This window comes from Microbacterium sp. F1-18, from assembly GCF_052921305.1.
In genome coordinates this window covers 300,721-315,399 of the sequence record NZ_JBREVD010000001.1, presented here as the reverse complement: position 1 = coordinate 315,399, position 14,679 = coordinate 300,721, and the positions used below count along the sequence as shown (strand labels likewise).

Annotated in this window: 12 protein-coding genes; 7 read left to right on the top strand and 5 right to left on the bottom strand. The window is 71.8% G+C overall.

Annotated elements, in window-relative coordinates; translation table 11 throughout:
• Positions 1-422: 422 nt before the first annotated feature.
• Both ACU6RU_RS01515 and ACU6RU_RS01510 read right to left on the bottom strand, forming a co-directional pair.
• Positions 423-2,474, bottom strand: coding sequence for a YhgE/Pip family protein (locus ACU6RU_RS01515; RefSeq protein WP_289330991.1), 2,052 nt, complete (start codon positions 2,472-2,474; stop codon positions 423-425).
• Positions 2,471-5,296 carry an MMPL family transporter gene (locus tag ACU6RU_RS01510; RefSeq protein WP_446725722.1) on the bottom strand — a complete coding sequence of 942 codons (2,826 nt, stop codon included), beginning with the start codon at positions 5,294-5,296 and terminating at the stop codon, positions 2,471-2,473. Before ACU6RU_RS01510 ends, ACU6RU_RS01515 begins: the two co-directional genes overlap by 4 nt.
• A gap of 126 nt (positions 5,297-5,422) precedes the next feature.
• Here ACU6RU_RS01510 and ACU6RU_RS01505 point away from each other — a divergent pair, with 126 nt between their 5' ends.
• Positions 5,423-6,040, top strand: a complete 618-nt coding sequence (locus ACU6RU_RS01505) for a TetR/AcrR family transcriptional regulator (protein WP_120263319.1) — start codon at positions 5,423-5,425, stop codon at positions 6,038-6,040.
• 34 nt (positions 6,041-6,074) lie between these two features.
• Here the strand turns inward: ACU6RU_RS01505 and ACU6RU_RS01500 are convergent, their stop codons facing one another.
• The gene (locus tag ACU6RU_RS01500; protein ID WP_446725986.1) at positions 6,075-7,064 is read right to left on the bottom strand and encodes an o-succinylbenzoate synthase; all 990 of its coding nucleotides are present in this window, start codon (positions 7,062-7,064) and stop codon (positions 6,075-6,077) included.
• 47 nt (positions 7,065-7,111) lie between these two features.
• On the opposite strand from ACU6RU_RS01500, the gene ACU6RU_RS01495 reads away from it, so the two are divergent.
• From ACU6RU_RS01495 to ACU6RU_RS01485, 3 genes are read left to right on the top strand one after another with little or no spacing between them, the layout of a single operon-like run.
• Positions 7,112-8,011, top strand: a complete 900-nt coding sequence (locus ACU6RU_RS01495; RefSeq protein ID WP_446725721.1) for a 1,4-dihydroxy-2-naphthoyl-CoA synthase — start codon at positions 7,112-7,114, stop codon at positions 8,009-8,011.
• Between the two features lie 17 nt (positions 8,012-8,028).
• Positions 8,029-9,189 (top strand): AMP-binding protein, encoded by a 1,161-nt coding sequence (locus ACU6RU_RS01490; protein WP_446725720.1) that lies wholly within the window; start codon positions 8,029-8,031, stop codon positions 9,187-9,189.
• An 11-nt stretch (positions 9,190-9,200) separates the two neighbouring features.
• Positions 9,201-10,169 carry a 1,4-dihydroxy-2-naphthoate polyprenyltransferase gene (locus ACU6RU_RS01485; RefSeq protein ID WP_446725719.1) on the top strand — a complete coding sequence of 323 codons (969 nt, stop codon included), beginning with the start codon at positions 9,201-9,203 and terminating at the stop codon, positions 10,167-10,169.
• A gap of 18 nt (positions 10,170-10,187) precedes the next feature.
• Here ACU6RU_RS01485 and ACU6RU_RS01480 read toward each other — a convergent pair whose 3' ends face one another.
• On the bottom strand, positions 10,188-10,445 hold the full coding sequence (locus ACU6RU_RS01480; protein ID WP_120263315.1) for a DUF4229 domain-containing protein: 258 nt from the start codon (positions 10,443-10,445) through the stop codon (positions 10,188-10,190).
• 53 nt (positions 10,446-10,498) lie between these two features.
• Between ACU6RU_RS01480 and ACU6RU_RS01475 the strand changes: the two genes are divergently transcribed.
• Positions 10,499-10,906, top strand: a complete 408-nt coding sequence (locus ACU6RU_RS01475) for a PLD nuclease N-terminal domain-containing protein (RefSeq protein ID WP_120263314.1) — start codon at positions 10,499-10,501, stop codon at positions 10,904-10,906.
• A gap of 1 nt (position 10,907) precedes the next feature.
• Positions 10,908-12,737 carry a 2-succinyl-5-enolpyruvyl-6-hydroxy-3-cyclohexene-1-carboxylic-acid synthase gene (gene menD / locus ACU6RU_RS01470; protein ID WP_446725718.1) on the top strand — a complete coding sequence of 610 codons (1,830 nt, stop codon included), beginning with the start codon at positions 10,908-10,910 and terminating at the stop codon, positions 12,735-12,737.
• A gap of 21 nt (positions 12,738-12,758) precedes the next feature.
• Here the strand turns inward: menD and ACU6RU_RS01465 are convergent, their stop codons facing one another.
• Positions 12,759-14,051, bottom strand: a complete 1,293-nt coding sequence (locus ACU6RU_RS01465; RefSeq protein WP_446725717.1) for an isochorismate synthase — start codon at positions 14,049-14,051, stop codon at positions 12,759-12,761.
• Between the two features lie 25 nt (positions 14,052-14,076).
• Between ACU6RU_RS01465 and ACU6RU_RS01460 the strand changes: the two genes are divergently transcribed.
• Positions 14,077-14,610: a DUF402 domain-containing protein gene (locus ACU6RU_RS01460; RefSeq protein ID WP_310790737.1), complete on the top strand. Its 534-nt coding sequence runs from the start codon at positions 14,077-14,079 to the stop codon at positions 14,608-14,610.
• The last annotated feature ends 69 nt before the right edge of the window (positions 14,611-14,679 follow it).

Below are 14,679 nucleotides of genomic sequence, written 5' to 3'. Positions count from 1 at the left end.
GCAGGAGGTGCCCGTTCCCGGCGTGCGAGCGGACGTGATCTGCCAACCGAGGCACGTCGTGGTGCGGGGGCATCGCTTCGCTTGGCAGGAGGTGCCCGGTCCCGGCGTGCGAGCGGACGTGATCTGCCAACCGAGGCACGTCGTGGTGCGGGGGCATCGCTTCGCTTGGCAGGAGGTGCCCGGTCCCGGCGTGCGAGGGGGCGTGATCTGCCAACCGAGGCACGTCGTGGTGCGGGGACATCGCTTCGCTTGGCAGAAGCTGTCCTGTTCCCGGCGTGCGAGCGGGCGTGATCTGCCAACCGAAGCCTGATGTCGTCGGGGCGTGACCTGTCGGCTGAAGACCCGGCGGGCTATTCGCCCGCGTCGCCCGTACAGCTCCGCCCCCGCCTCAACGTGGAGGCGGGGGCGGGGGCTGTGCGGAGTCAGGCGGTCGCGGGCTGGAGCACGGCGCGCACCGAGGTCGTGCGCGCACGCGCCGTGACGATCACCGTGACCACGAGTGAGATCGCCGTCCACACGAGCAGTCCCGCGATCGCGGCTCCGGCACCTCCGGCCGAGGTGAGCACCGCGAGCAGGCCCTGATAGGCGGATGCCGTCGGCAGCAGTCCCGCGATCTGCGAGAGCACTCCCGGCACGGTCGAGACGACTCCCGTGGCCACCGCCAGCACAGCGACGCCCGCTGCGACCCACCGGCCGGCTCCGCCGAGCAGGGCGACGAGCGCCTGGTTCACCGCGGCGAAGGCGACGCCGGCGAGGGCGGAGAGCCCGGCGAATGCGGCCCAGGTCCATGGGTCGTACGACGCAGCGAGCTGCACGACGACGGCCACGAGCACACCCTGAACGAGCCCGACCACGGCGGCCGGAGCGAATGCTCGCAGGGTCAGCAGGAACGAGGGGCGTCGCGAGGTCAGCGCGCCGCGGGGGACCGCCTGCAGCGCGACGAACGAACCGATCGCGCCGAGCCAGAGGGCGAGGCCCGTGAGGAGCGGGATCGCCGAGGCGCCGAACAGCTCGGATCCCAGGCCTTCGGCGGCGACCGGTGCAGCGACCACGCTGGCGAGGTCGGTCGCCTGCTGGTCGGTGTACGAGGGCAGCGCCGCGGTCGCGGTGTCGAGGCCGTCGGCGAGGGTGCCGGTGCCATCGGCGAGCGTGCCGACGCCCGACGCGAGGTCGGTCGCGCCTCCGGACAGCTCGCCCGCCCCGGACGAGAGCTGCGCGGCGCCATCGGCGGCGGACACGGCACCGTCGGCCAGTGCCGAGGCGCCGGAAGCGAGCTGGCCGCCTCCGGTAGCGAGCGCGTCGGCGCCGTCGGCGAGCTCGGTCATGCCGTTCGCGAGCTGTGTCGCCGCGCCCGCGGCCTGCTGCAAGCCTGCGATCAGCTCGGGAGCGGATGCAGCGAGGCCCGAGACCTGTCCGGCGATCTGGCCCGACTGGCCGATCACTCCGGTGACCTCCGGCAGTGCGGTCTGCGTGCGGGCGGAGACGGCGCGGAGCGCGTCGCAGACCTGCGCCGACCCGCCATCGGCCTCGCAGCTCGCCGACACTGCGGCCAGCTCGTCGGCGGCCTGCGTCACACCGCTGGCGATACGGTCGGAGTTCTCGGCGAGGTATTGCGCGCCGGCGACCGCTTCGGCGGGGATCTCGGGAACGCTGAGTCCGTTCAGCGACTGAGAGAGCTGCGTCGCGAACTCATTGGTGCCGCCGGCGAGCGTACGTGCGCCCTGCGCCCACGTGGTGAGCCCGGTCTGAGTCGCCGCGGCGCCGTCGGAGAGTTGCGAGGCGCCGGTTGCGAGCTGACCGACTCCGTCCGAGAGGGTCCCAGCGCCGCTCGCCAGCTGACCGGCGCCATCGGCGAGCTGGGTCGCACCGTCGGCCGCCTGCCGACCGCCGTCGGCGAGCTGATGCGCTCCCGAGGCGGCATCCCCGAGCTGGTCTCCCAGGGTCGTGAAGCCGAGGAAGACGTTCTCGAGGTACACCGTCGAGAGCTGCGAGCCCATGAGCGATGTGGCGGCCTGTGTGATCTGTGCCGTGATCGCGTCGTCGACGACGAGACTGTCGGGGGCGGTGTCGACGCGGATCGTGGCCTTCTCCGGAGTTCCCCCGGGAGCGGTCGATGTGGCCGCGGCAGAGAACCCGCTCGGAATGGTCACGACGGCGTCGTACGTGCCGTCGGCGAGCCCGGTCCGCGCGTCCTCGTCGTTGGAGATGACCCAGTCGAGGTTGCTCGGAACCTCGTCGGAGCCGGCGACGAGGCCCGCAGTCAGCTGCCGGCCGAGCGGCGCGAGCTGGCCGTTGATCTCGACGGCCTGATCGTCGTTCACGATGGCCGCGCGCATGTTGTCGAGCCGTTCGACGGGGTTGTAGAGCGCGGCGACCAACACGCCGCCGATGAGGACGGGCAGCAGGATGACGCCGACGATCGTCAGCCAGGTGATGGGCTTGCGCGAGCGGGCGCGCTCGATGGGCAGGGTCATGACGAGATCACCTCGGTGTTCGGGTGCGACGGTTCGGACGCGGACGCCGCGGATGCACCGCCGTGCAGGGGGAGGGAGTGGGGTGTCGCGCGATGCGCTTCGGCGAGGATGTCGAGGACGCCGAGCTCGCGCCGGACGACAGCCACGACGGTGAGCGCGCCGGCCCCCGCGTGGCGGTCGTCGAGATCGGATGCCGCGTCGCGGAGCACCGCCGCGGCCTGGTCGCGGTCGGCGCCGGCGAGGGCGTCGAGACCGTCGACGACCACGATCGTCGCCCCGCCGGCGGTGGCGCGACGGAGCTCGGCGACCGGGTCGGTCGCGTCGTCGAGCAGCGCGAGGCCGACATGCGCGCGGACCCACGGCGCCCGCTCCGGCAGCAGGTGGCCGCCGACGCGGAGCAGCCCGTCGTCGACCCGGAGACGCCCGGAGACGGCGAGGGCGAAGGCGCGGCCGACCCGCGGATCGGGGTGCGAGACGACGAGCGATTCGCCCGGCTCGACGCGGAAGGTCGCGTCGGTGAAGACCGCGATCCGGCCATCGTCGTCGGCGTGGACGGCGACCCCTTCTCCGACCAGGGCCGCCGAGGTGTTGCGCTCGGGCCATTCGCGCAGCGACAGCTCGCGCTCGACGGCCTCGCCCTCGATGTCGAAGTGGGGCAGGATGCGGTCGAGCCAGCGCGGCATCCACCACGCTTTCTCGCCGAGGAGGGCCATGACGGCCGGCACGAGCGTCATACGGATGAGGAAGGCGTCGACGGCGATGCCGACTGCGAGCCCCAGAGCGATGGGCTTGATCGACGAGTCGCCTTCGGGGACGAACGCCGCGAACACGGCGAACATGATGACCGCCGCCGCCGTCACGACGCGTGCCGACGAGGTGAATCCGGAGCGAACGGCCCCGACGGCGGTGAGGCGGTCGGCGCGGCCACCGCGGTCACGGCGTGCGTGGACGTAGTCCTCGCGCATCCGCGAGACGAGGAACACCTCGTAGTCCATCGCGAGGCCGAACAGGACGCCCATCAGGATGATCGGCATGAAGCTGATGACAGGTCCCTCGCGGGTGACGTGCAACAGGTCGGCGAACCAGCCCCACTCGAAGACCGCGGCGACGACGCCGAACGCGGCGAGCACCGACAGCAGGTAGCCGAGGGCGGCCTTGATCGGAACCCAGATCGATCGGAACACGATCGTCAGGAGGATGAGGGAGAGCCCGACGACGAAGACGCCGAAGGGAAGCAGTGCCTCGCCGAGCCGGTCGGAGATGTCGATGCCGACAGCCGTGAACCCGGTGACCTTCAGGTCGACGCCGTACTCGTCGAGCAGACGGTCGTGCTGGGCGCGCAGCTCGCGCACCAGGTCGGCGGTCTCGGGCGAGTCGGGTGCGGTCTCGGGAACGATCTGGACGAGACCGGTGTCGGCGGTCTCGTTGGGTGTCGCGAGCGCCACCTCCTTCACGCCGGGGATCGTCGCGATGTCGTCGCCGATGTCCTGCATCAGGGTCAAGGGGTCGTTCGAGGTGACGATGGTGCCCGTCATGATGAGCGGGCCGTTCGCGCCGGGACCGAAGTGTTCGGCGGTGAGGTCGTATGCCTGCCGGGCCTCGCTCGAGGGCGGCTGGACGCCCGCGTTGGGGAGGGCGAGGGTGAGGCTGGCCGACGGGATCGCGACGATGCCGAGACCCACCACGACCGCGATCGTCGTGACGAGCGGATGCCGCGTGACGCCGCGCACCCAGCGCTCCGAGAACGATCGACGGGGCGTTGCCGGACGCTTGCGCGACCGCTTCGCCCGGCGGGGCCAGCCGGCGACCCGCGCTCCGGCGAATCCGAGGAGAGCGGGGGTGAGGGTGACGGCGACGACGACGGCGATCGCGACGGCGACCGCTGCCGCGATGCCCATCGTCGTGAGGAAGGGGATGCCGGCGAAGCTGAGACCGATCAACGCGATGAGCACCGTGATACCGGCGAAGGCGACCGACGATCCCGCGGTGCCGGTGGAGCGTGCGGCCGACTCCTCGGGATCCATGCCCGCGCGCACCTGGTCCTGGTGACGCGCGGCGATGAAGAGCGAGTAGTCGATTCCGACGGCGAGACCCAGCATGACCGACAGCAGCGGCGTCGTCGACGACACCGAGGCGAACTGCGTCGCGACGAAGATCATCGCCGTCGCCAGCGCGACACCGATGAGAGCGCTGACCAGCGGGAACCACGAGACGGCGAACGAGCGGAAGGTGACGATGAGGACGAACAGGGCCACGAGCACGCCGATCACCTCGACGATCGACAGTGCCGGGATCGATGTCGAGAACAGATCGCCGCCGAGCGCGATCTGCTTGCCCGCGGGCAGATCGGCGCGCATCCGGTCGGCCACCGCGGTGAGCGCGTCTTTCGTCTCGCCGCTGACCGAGGTCGACTCGCCGTCGAACTGCACGCGGACGATAGCGGCCCGGTCGTCCTCCGAGACCAGCCCCGAGACCGTCTGGTCGAACGGGTCGGTCACGGCGAGGACATCGTCGCCGAGGTCGCCGAACGCGGTCACGGTGTCGGCGACCTCGGTGGCGAACGGGTCGTCACGAACGCTCTGGCCCTCGGGGGCGACGATGACGAGCTGAGCACTCGTGCCGCTCGCCTGGGGGAACGTGCGGTTCAGCAGCTCCAGCCCCTCCTGCGCCTCGGTTCCCGGGATCGAGAAGGAGTTGTCGGTGCCCTTGTTCAACAGGGCGGCGCCGCCGCCGGCGATCACGAGGATCAGCAGGCAGGAGACGAGCACCCGCCACGGGTGACGGAACGACCAGCGTCCGAGGGTGAACAGGAGTGTGGACACGGGCGCTCCAGGTCTGATCGATCGTCATGGTTGTTCGATACAGCGCTGTATCCGATACACCAATGTATCCTAGGGTCATCCCTCATCGGTCAGGCTGGACGATCGGTGTGAAACACGAGGAGCACCATGGATGCCGAGGCCCGCCCGGCCACCCGAAGCCGCGAGAACACGCGCGCCCGGTTGCTCGACGCCGCCGCCGAGGTCTTCGCCGAGGTCGGTCTGGACGCCGCCTCCGTCGAAGCGGTGTGCGACCGCGCCGGGTTCTCGCGTGGCGCGTTCTACTCGAACTTCGACTCGAAGGGCGAGCTCTTCCTCGCCCTGGTCGAGCGCTCATCCAGCGAGAAGCTCGACCTCGTCGCCGACCGGGTTCGTGCTCTCGACCGCACCGCAGCGCCCGACCCGTCCTCGCTCGTCCCGGAAGTCGTCGGCGTCTCGCTCGCGGGCATGGAGCCCCGGCTGGTGTCGGAGCTGCGGGCGCAGGCACTCCGCGACGAGCGGATGGCCGAGGCGTACCTGCGCCTCCAGGACGGCATCATCGAGCGCGTCCGGGTGATCGTCGACGACATCCGGAAGGTCTACGAGCTGCGGTTTCGCTTGCCGACGACGGAGGTCGCGCAGCTCATGGTCGATCTCGCCGACGCGACGTGCGAACGAGCGGCGATCGAGGGCCTGGGCGAAGCCGAGACGACGCGGTTGCTCCACGAGCGGATCGGGCAGCTCGCGACCGCCCTTCTCGACGCCTGAGGCCCGTGCGACCCGAGGCCGATGCGACCTGAGGTCAGCGCTGTCGCGCGAGCACGGCGTGGCACCGCTCGAGGCGCTCACGCCACCACTGCTGCCGGTCCGCTGACGGGGCGAGTGCGGTGACGGCATCCCGGTCGACCGCGACCCGCCCGGTCGCGAGCTCACCCGAGACCGGACGCAGGGCGGGGCTTGCGACGTCGGCGGCGAACAGCGAGGCCGTTCCCAGCCCGCAGTCGAAGTCGAGCTCGGGCAGAGCCGCCGCCAGGGCGACCCCCATCGACAGGCCGACGCTCGTGTCGAGGGCGCTCGAGACCACCGCGGGAAGTCCCGCCTCCGCGACGATCGCGAGCGCACGTCTCACGCCTCCGAGCGGCTGCGCCTTGATGACGAGCAGGTCGGCGGCGCCGGCCCGTGCCACCGCGAGCGGGTCGTCGGCCTTGCGGACGCTCTCGTCGGCGGCGACGGGAATCCCCATGTAGCCCACGCGGCGGCGCAGTTCCGCCAGCTCGTCGACCGTGGCGCAGGGCTGCTCGACGTACTCCAGATCGAACTCCGCCAGGGCGTGGAGCGCGTGCTCGGCCTCGTCGAGATTCCACGCGCCGTTCGCGTCGATCCGCACGCGCCCCTCGGGGCCGAGCGCCTCGCGCACTGCCCGCACGCGGGCCACGTCGTCGGCGAGCACCTGGCCGCGCTCCGCGACCTTGACCTTCACTGTGCGGCATCCGTCGTACCGCGAGAGCACCTCGGCGACGCGCTCGGCCGCGACGGCGGGAACGGTGGCGTTGACGGCGACACGCTCGCGGATCGGCGCGGGCATCGCGGTCCAGCCGAACTCGATGGCGGCAGCCAGCCAGGTCGCGGCCTCGTCGTCGTCGTACTCGGTGAACGGCGAGAACTCCGTCCAGCCCTCGGGCCCCTCGAGCAGCAAGGCCTCTCGCACGTCGACACCGCGGAAACGCGTCGTCAGCGGCAGCGCGACGACGTGCGCTCGCTCGAGCAGCTCGGTCAGAGAGGGGAGGGGCAGGGCGGGGTCCACGCGTTCATCCTCCCACCGCGGCATAGGCTGGCGGCATGGTCTCGGAACTGTTCGATCCCGCGGAATGGTCGCTCGCCCCGGGGGCCGACGCGTACACAGACATCACGGCTCACGTCTCGGACGACGGGCGCATCGCGCGCATCGCGTTCGATCGTCCCGAGGTGCGCAACGCCTTCCGCCCGCACACGGTCGACGAGCTGTACCGCGCGCTCGACACCGCGCGCCAGGACCCGCGCATCGGCGTCGTGCTGCTCACCGGCAACGGACCCAGCGCGAAGGACGGCGGCTGGGCGTTCTGCTCGGGCGGCGACCAGCGCATCCGCGGCCGCGACGGCTACAAGTACAGCGACGACGAGACCGCCGTCGCCGACCCGGCGCGCGCCGGACGCCTCCATATCCTCGAGGTGCAGCGCCTCATCCGGTTCATGCCGAAGGTCGTCATCGCGGTCATCCCGGGATGGGCGGCCGGCGGCGGGCATTCGCTGCACATCGTGTGCGACCTCTCCATCGCCTCGGCCGAGCACGGCCGGTTCAAGCAGACCGACGCGGATGTCGGGTCGTTCGACGCCGGTTACGGCTCGGCGTACATGGCGCGCCAGGTGGGGCAGAAGATCGCCCGCGAGGTGTTCTTCCTCGCGGAGGAGTACTCCGCCCAGCGCGCCTACGAGATGGGCGCGGTCAACCGTGTCGTCCCGCACGCCGAGCTCGAACGGGAGGCGATCGCGATGGCCCGCACGATCCTCGGCAAGTCGCCCACCGCGATCCGCATGCTGAAGTTCGCCTTCAACGCGATCGACGACGGGATGGTCGGCCAGCAGGTGTTCGCGGGCGAGGCGACCCGTCTCGCCTACGGCACCGACGAGGCCGTCGAGGGACGTGACGCCTTCCTGCAGAAGCGCGACCCCGACTGGTCGCCCTACCCGTACCACTTCTGAGACGACTCGCCTCTGATATGTCGGTCGATCTCGTCTCCGTCGCATCGGAGCCCCGCGAGGTGCTCCGGGCTCTCCGGCAGACCCTCGACGGTGCCGGGCCGGCCCTCGCCCTCGGTGTACCCGCCGGCCCGAGCGCCCCGGCGCAGGCTCCGCCCGGAACCGTCGCCGTCGTGACGACGTCGGGGTCGACGGGGGTGCCCAAGAGCGTCGTGCTCAGCCGTTCGGCCCTCATCGCGAGCGCCGCATCTACCGCGGCCCGCATCGGCGAGGGGCGCTGGCTCCTCGCCCTCTCGCCCGGGTACGTGGCGGGGCTGCAGGTGATGGTCCGCAGTCTGCTCGCGGGTCACGAGCCGGCCGTCCTCGCGGGGTCGTTCTCTCCCGCCGCGTTCGCCGCGGTCACCGCGTCGATGCACTCGAGCATCGGCGGGGAGCGTGCGGCGATGTTCACCTCGCTGGTCCCCACCCAGCTCGCCGACCTGCTCGATGCGGCCGAGACGGATGCCGCCGTCGCCGACGCTCTGCGGGCCTACGAGGTGATCCTCGTGGGCGGACAGGCGCTCCCGCTGCCGCAGCGCGACCGGGCCGCGCGGCTGGGGGCGCGCATCGTGCGCACCTACGGGGCGACGGAGACGAGCGGCGGATGCGTCTACGACGGCGTCCCGCTCGATGGAGTGGGGGTGCGGATCGTCACCGGCGAGGTGCAGCTCTCGGGCCCGATGCTCGCCGACGGCTACCTCGGCGAGCCGGGCCGCACGGCGGCATCCTTCATCGTCGACGACGGTGTGCGCTGGTACCGCACCGGCGACGCCGGCGAGTTCGACGGGCACGTGCTGCGGGTCACGGGTCGCATCGACAACGTCATCATCTCCGGAGGCGTCAACATCTCGCTCGACCGGGTCGAAGCCGTCGTCCGGGAGCACGCGGGGCTCGCGTCGGCGGTGGTCGTCGCGATCCCCGACGAGCGATGGGGGCAGTCGTCTGCCGTCGTCGCCGAGAACGCGGCGCTCGCCGAGATCGGCGTCGACGAGTCGGTGCTGCTCAGCGAGCTCCGGGTGGCGGTCGGCGACCGGCTCGGCAAGCCCGCACGCCCAGCGCGCGTCGTCGCTGTCGATCGCATGCCCGTACTCGCGAGCGGCAAACCCGACCGCGCGGCGGTGCGTCGCATGCTCGCGATCTAGGATGATCCCTCGTGGCTCGTTCGTCTCGCTCCCCGAAGTCGTCCCGTCCCGCGCAGCGCGGCGGCAACCCCGCCAAGCGCGGCCTCGTCTCGGCTCCGCCGCCGCGCAAGGCCACGGCTCGCGACTGGTTCGGTGCGGCGCGCCTGCGCACGCTGCCGCTCGCGATCACCCCGGTCCTCATCGGCACCGGAGCGGCGATGCTCGTCGACCGGCAACTGCATTGGGTCATCGCGCTGTGCTGCCTCGTCGTCGCCGTCGCGCTGCAGATCGGCGTCAACTACGCCAATGACTACAGCGACGGCATCCGCGGCACCGACGACGTGCGTGTCGGCCCTGCCCGCCTGACCGGGGGCAGGCTCGCGCGCCCCCGTACCGTGCTGATCGTCGCCCTGGCGTTCTTCGGACTCGCGGCCGTCGCCGGCATCGCGATCGTCGTGCGGACGGGGCACTGGTGGATGCTGCTGATCGGGGCGGCCTGCGTCGTCGCCGCGTGGTTCTACACCGGTGGCAAGCGTCCGTACGGTTACGCGGGTCTGGGCGAAGTGTTCGTCTTCGTCTTCTTCGGACTGGTCGCCACCGTGGGCACCACCTTCGTCCAGGCGGGATCGGTGCCGCAGGAGAGCTGGCTCGGCGCGGTGGGTGCGGGTCTGCTCGCGTGCGCCGTGCTGCTGGCCAACAATCTCCGCGACATCGATCAGGACCGGATCGCGGGCAAGCGCACCCTCAGTGTGCTGATCGGGGCGACGGCGACACGCGTCGTGTTCACCCTGTTCGTGCTGGCGCCGTTCGCGATCGCCGTCCTGCTCGCGCTGGTCTACCCGATCGCCTGGCTCAGCCTGTTCGCGCTCCTGCCCGCCCTGTCGGCGATCCTCATCGTGTGGACGTACCGCCAGCCGCGCGAGCTGGTCGTCGCGCTCGCGCTGACGTCGTTGACCTCGGTCGCGTACGGCGCTTTCCTGCTCTGGGCCTTCGTCGGCTGACCTCGGCGCGAGCCCGCGTCAGGACGCGGCGTCTTCGGCGTCGGCGTCGGCCTGGGCGCCGGAGCGACGCGTGCGCCGTTCCGCGAGGCCCGAGGCGACGTCGTCGAGCGGTCGCCGCAGGAAGATCATCGACAGGCTCAAGCCGATGAGGGCGGCGAAGATCGCCGAGAGCCAGTAGTACTCGCGCATGATCGGGAACAGCATCATGATGCCGAACGGGATCAGGAAGGCGAGGAGCCGCAGCACCGAGTAGACGACGGCCGAGCGGGCATTCATCCGGCCATTCTACGTCCGGGCCGAGTGGCCTGTCGGACGCCTAGGATGGGAGGATGGCGCGGCTCCTGCTCATCGGTGTGCTGCTGGCACTCGCCTTCTGGGTGTACAGCATCGTCGATTGCGCCCTGCAGGACGCCACGCGTCACCGCGGCGTCAGCAAACCGGTCTGGATCCTCATCGTGGTCCTGCTGCCCGTGCTGGGCGGCATCCTCTGGTTCGTCGTGGGACGAGCCCGCCGTCGTGCGAGCGCTCCTGCCCGCCGCGCGCCGGACGACGACCCCGACTTCCTCGGGAGCCTCGGATCGACGCGCGACCAGGACGAGCGCATCCGCCGTCTCGAGGAGGAGCTCGCGGCACTCGACGCCGAGGCCGACGACCCGCGTGACACCCCACCGACTCGGTCGTCGCAGAGCGACGACGATGCTGAGGGACCGGCCGGTTCACGCGGCCCGCGGGCCTGACATGGGCGGAGCCCGACACGCTCCCACGCCGCCGGACCGGGCGCCCGCGACCGACGCCGCAGCGGCGCTTCTGGGCGCACTCGTCGCCGGGGGAGTGCGGCACATCGTCCTGAGCCCGGGATCGCGGTCTCAGGCGCTCGCTCTCGTGGCGGCGGAACTGGAGCGGCGGGGTCTCGTGCGTCTGCACGTCCGCATCGACGAGCGCGTCGCCGGGTTCACCGCTCTCGGCATCGGACGAGAGACGCGGATGCCGGCAGCTGTCGTGTGCACGTCGGGAACGGCCGTGGCCAACCTGATGCCCGCGGTGCTCGAAGCACACCACTCCGGGGTTCCGCTGCTGCTGCTGACCGCCGACCGGCCGCCCGAACTGCGAGGTATCGGAGCCAATCAGGCCACGCGGCAGCCGGGGATGTTCTCGGGTTTCGTCCGGCTCGAGGTCGACGCCGTGACACCGGAGACCGTCGACGACGAACCCACCGCGGCGCAGTCGGCCGAGATCGCTGCGCTCGCCGTCGAGGCGCTCGCGGCGACGCGCGGCGATCGATCGCATCCTGCCGGCCCGGTGCACCTCAACCTGCCGTACCGCAACCCGCTGTCCGGTGCGCTCCCGCCGTGGCTGGTCGACACCGATTCCGACACCGACACCGACACCGCGTCGGCGCTCGCCGCGGCTGCCGCGGGCACCGACGCCGACGAGGCGGCCGACGCGACCGTCTCGGGTGCCCACTATCAGGGTGGCGGCGGGATCGGACAGGCGGAGCCCGCGACGCCCCTTGAGCCGGTGGAACTCACCCGCGGTCCGAACACGCTCGTCGTCGCGGGCGCCGACGCCGGTCCGGCTGCGGAGGACCTGGCGCACGCGGGGGGCTGGCCGCTCATCGCCGAGGTCGTCAGCGGAGCGCGCTTCGGGCGCCATCTCGTGCACGGGTACCGAGCGGTCCTCGCCCGCGCCGAGCTCGCCTCGGAGGTCGAACGGGTCGTGGTGTTCGGGCATCCGACCCTCAGCCGTGAAGTGGCCGCGCTGCTCTCGCGAACGGATGTCGAGGTCTGGGCCGTGCGCGGCCCGGGCGAGGATCTCAACCTCAACGGCACGACGACCGCGGTCTCCGCAGTGTCGGTCGCGACCGGCGAGACCGACCGGGACTGGCTGGGTGCCTGGATGCGGGCGTCACGCGAGGAGGCCGTCGACCTGAGCCCCGCGGCCCCCGATGCCGACGGGCTCGCATCGGCGGTGCCGCAGGAGCGACTCGGCGCCATCTCGGCCGAGATGGCCGTCCTCAAGGCTCCGCTCGACCGCGAGTCGCTCGTCGACGCCGTCTGGCGTGCGAGCTGGCCGCACGATCGTCTGCTCTTCGCCTCGTCGAGGCTCGTCCGCGTGGCCGACACGGTGCTCGGCGGCAAGAAGGTGCCGGTGCACGCCAACCGTGGTCTCGCGGGCATCGACGGCATCATCGCGACCGGCATGGGCATCGCTGTGGCGAGCCAGGACGACGCCCGGGCGGGCGTCACCCGCGTGCTCACGGGCGACCTGTCGCTGCTGCACGACGTCGGCTCGCTGCTGCTCCCCGGCTCCGAGGATGAGCCTCGGATCCAGGTCATCGTCGGCAACGACGGCGGCGGGACGATCTTCGACGGGCTCGAGGTCGCCGGCACCGCACCGCCGGAAGCCGCGGACCGGGTGCTCTTCACACCGCACGAGGCGCGGCTCGAGCAGCTCGCGCTCGCGTACGGCTGGGAGTATCGACGCGTCACGACGCGCTCGGCGCTCGATCAGGTGCTCACCTCGCCCGTCGGCGGACGTCAGCTCATCGAGGTTCCGCTCGCCCGCTGAGCCGACGAGGCTGCACGCGGCTCAGGCGAGCGCGTCGATGATCGGGCGGAACTTCACCCGCGTCTCGAGCATCTCCGACTCCGGGTCGCTCGCACCCACGATGCCCGCACCGGCGTACGCGGTGAAGGGCATCGAGACACCGTCGTCGGCGCGGTCGCCCGGACGGAACTGCGCGCACCGCAACGCGATGGCCCACTCGCCGTCACCGTGCGCGTCGATCCATCCGACGGGTCCGGCATATCGCCCCCGGCTGAACGGCTCGAGGCGGCGGATCTCGTCGAGCGCGGTCGGCGTCGGCGTTCCCGCGACGGCGGCGGTGGGGTGCAGCACTGCGACGAGGTCGAGGGCCGAGGCATCCCCGGCGAGCTCCCCCTCGACGTCGGTGGCGAGGTGCCAGACGTTCGGCAGCTTGAGCATGAACGGCTGTTCTCCGGCGACCAGCGACGAGGTCGACGGACGGAGCGCGTCGAGGACGCTGCGCACCGCATATCCGTGCTCGTCGAGGTCCTTCGTGCTGGTCGCCAGCGACAGGGATGCCGCCGTGTCGGCGTCGGCGTCGGCGCCACGGGCGATCGTTCCCGCGAGCACGCGCGCGGTGACGGTACCGCCCGAAACGGTGACGAGGGTCTCGGGGCTCGCCCCGATGAGACCGTCGACGGCGAACGCCCATGTGTCGGGATACGCGGACGACAGGGCGCGGACGAGACGCCGGAGGTCGGCGTGCGGGGGTACGGTCCCCGCGAGATCGCGGGCGAGGACGACCTTCTGCAGGTTTCCGCCGGTGATCGCGTCGACGCCGGCGCGCACGATCTCCTGATATCCGTCCGGAGTCAGCGCGCCGGGACCGGTCGTCGCCGACCAGTGCGGGCCGAAGCCGATCGTCGCGGGCAGGGCAGCGGTGGGATCCGAACCATCCGCGGTGATCGACGTCACCCACGCGCGCGACTCGCGACGACCCACGATGACCCGGGGCACGGCGAAGTGCAGACCCGGTGTCGACGCGTCGGCGCGGTCGTCGGGACGAGGATCGAACGGCAGGGCGCCGAACGCGACGAGGCCGGAACCGGGCAGCCCGACCGGATCATCGATCTCAGCGACGGCGACCGTTCGGCGCCACCAGTCGGCGGCCTCGCGGGGACCGGGGTTCGCCTCGGCTGAATCGAAGGCCGCGGCGGTGCCGCGCCCCACGAGGATGTCGCCCCGGCGCGACCACACCGTCGGGTCGTGCGGGTCGGCGAAGACCAGCAGCTCGTCGGGTGCCTCGATCTCGCGAGTGACCACGCGCAGCCGGGCGGCGGGCGCAGAATCGTTCACCCGACCAGCCTAGACTCGGCGCGTGATGCTCCGCCCCGAGCCGGGAACCCCGGTGACCTTCCGCTGGCGCAAGTGGAACGGCGGAACCCACTGGGTGCACGCCTGCACGTACCTCGGCAGCGACGAGCACGGCGACTGGTTCGGCCAGCGTCCGGGCGACCGCAGCAGCCGGCCCGGGCGCGACTTCGTCGCGACGCATCCCGGTGTCATGCTCCTTCCGCCCGTCGGTGAATGGGTCCTCACGATGAACGCCCCGCCGCATCCGACCCGCGTCTACATCGACATCGCCTGGGACGCCCGGTGGGACGAGGGCGGCGAGCCCACCGCGATCGACATGGACCTGGATGTCGTCGACTCCGCCACCCGCGGCATCTGGATCGACGACCGCGACGAGTGGGACGAGCACCGTGTCGCCTACGGCTACCCGCTCGAGATCGTCGCCGACCTCGAGGCCCTCGCGGTCGATCTCGAGGCCGCCGTCACCGCGCACCGTCCGCCCTTCGACGAAGCCACCGCCGCCCACTGGCTCGGCATCCTGGCCTCCCTCCCCGCCCCCTGACCCCCGTCTCCCCCCCGTCTCACCCCCGTCTCACCACCGTCTCACCCCCGCGAGGTCCCACTTCGGCCG

Coding starts and splice junctions, on each gene's coding strand:
- ACU6RU_RS01480 (WP_120263315.1), bottom strand. CDS start 10,445: ATGAATGCCCGCTCGGCCGTCGTCTACTCGGTGCTGCGGCTCCTCGCC.
- ACU6RU_RS01490 (WP_446725720.1), top strand. CDS start 8,029: ATGTCGGTCGATCTCGTCTCCGTCGCATCGGAGCCCCGCGAGGTGCTC.
- ACU6RU_RS01505 (WP_120263319.1), top strand. CDS start 5,423: ATGGATGCCGAGGCCCGCCCGGCCACCCGAAGCCGCGAGAACACGCGC.
- ACU6RU_RS01475 (WP_120263314.1), top strand. CDS start 10,499: ATGGCGCGGCTCCTGCTCATCGGTGTGCTGCTGGCACTCGCCTTCTGG.
- menD (WP_446725718.1), top strand. CDS start 10,908: ATGGGCGGAGCCCGACACGCTCCCACGCCGCCGGACCGGGCGCCCGCG.
- ACU6RU_RS01515 (WP_289330991.1), bottom strand. CDS start 2,474: ATGACCCTGCCCATCGAGCGCGCCCGCTCGCGCAAGCCCATCACCTGG.
- ACU6RU_RS01460 (WP_310790737.1), top strand. CDS start 14,077: ATGCTCCGCCCCGAGCCGGGAACCCCGGTGACCTTCCGCTGGCGCAAG.
- ACU6RU_RS01495 (WP_446725721.1), top strand. CDS start 7,112: ATGGTCTCGGAACTGTTCGATCCCGCGGAATGGTCGCTCGCCCCGGGG.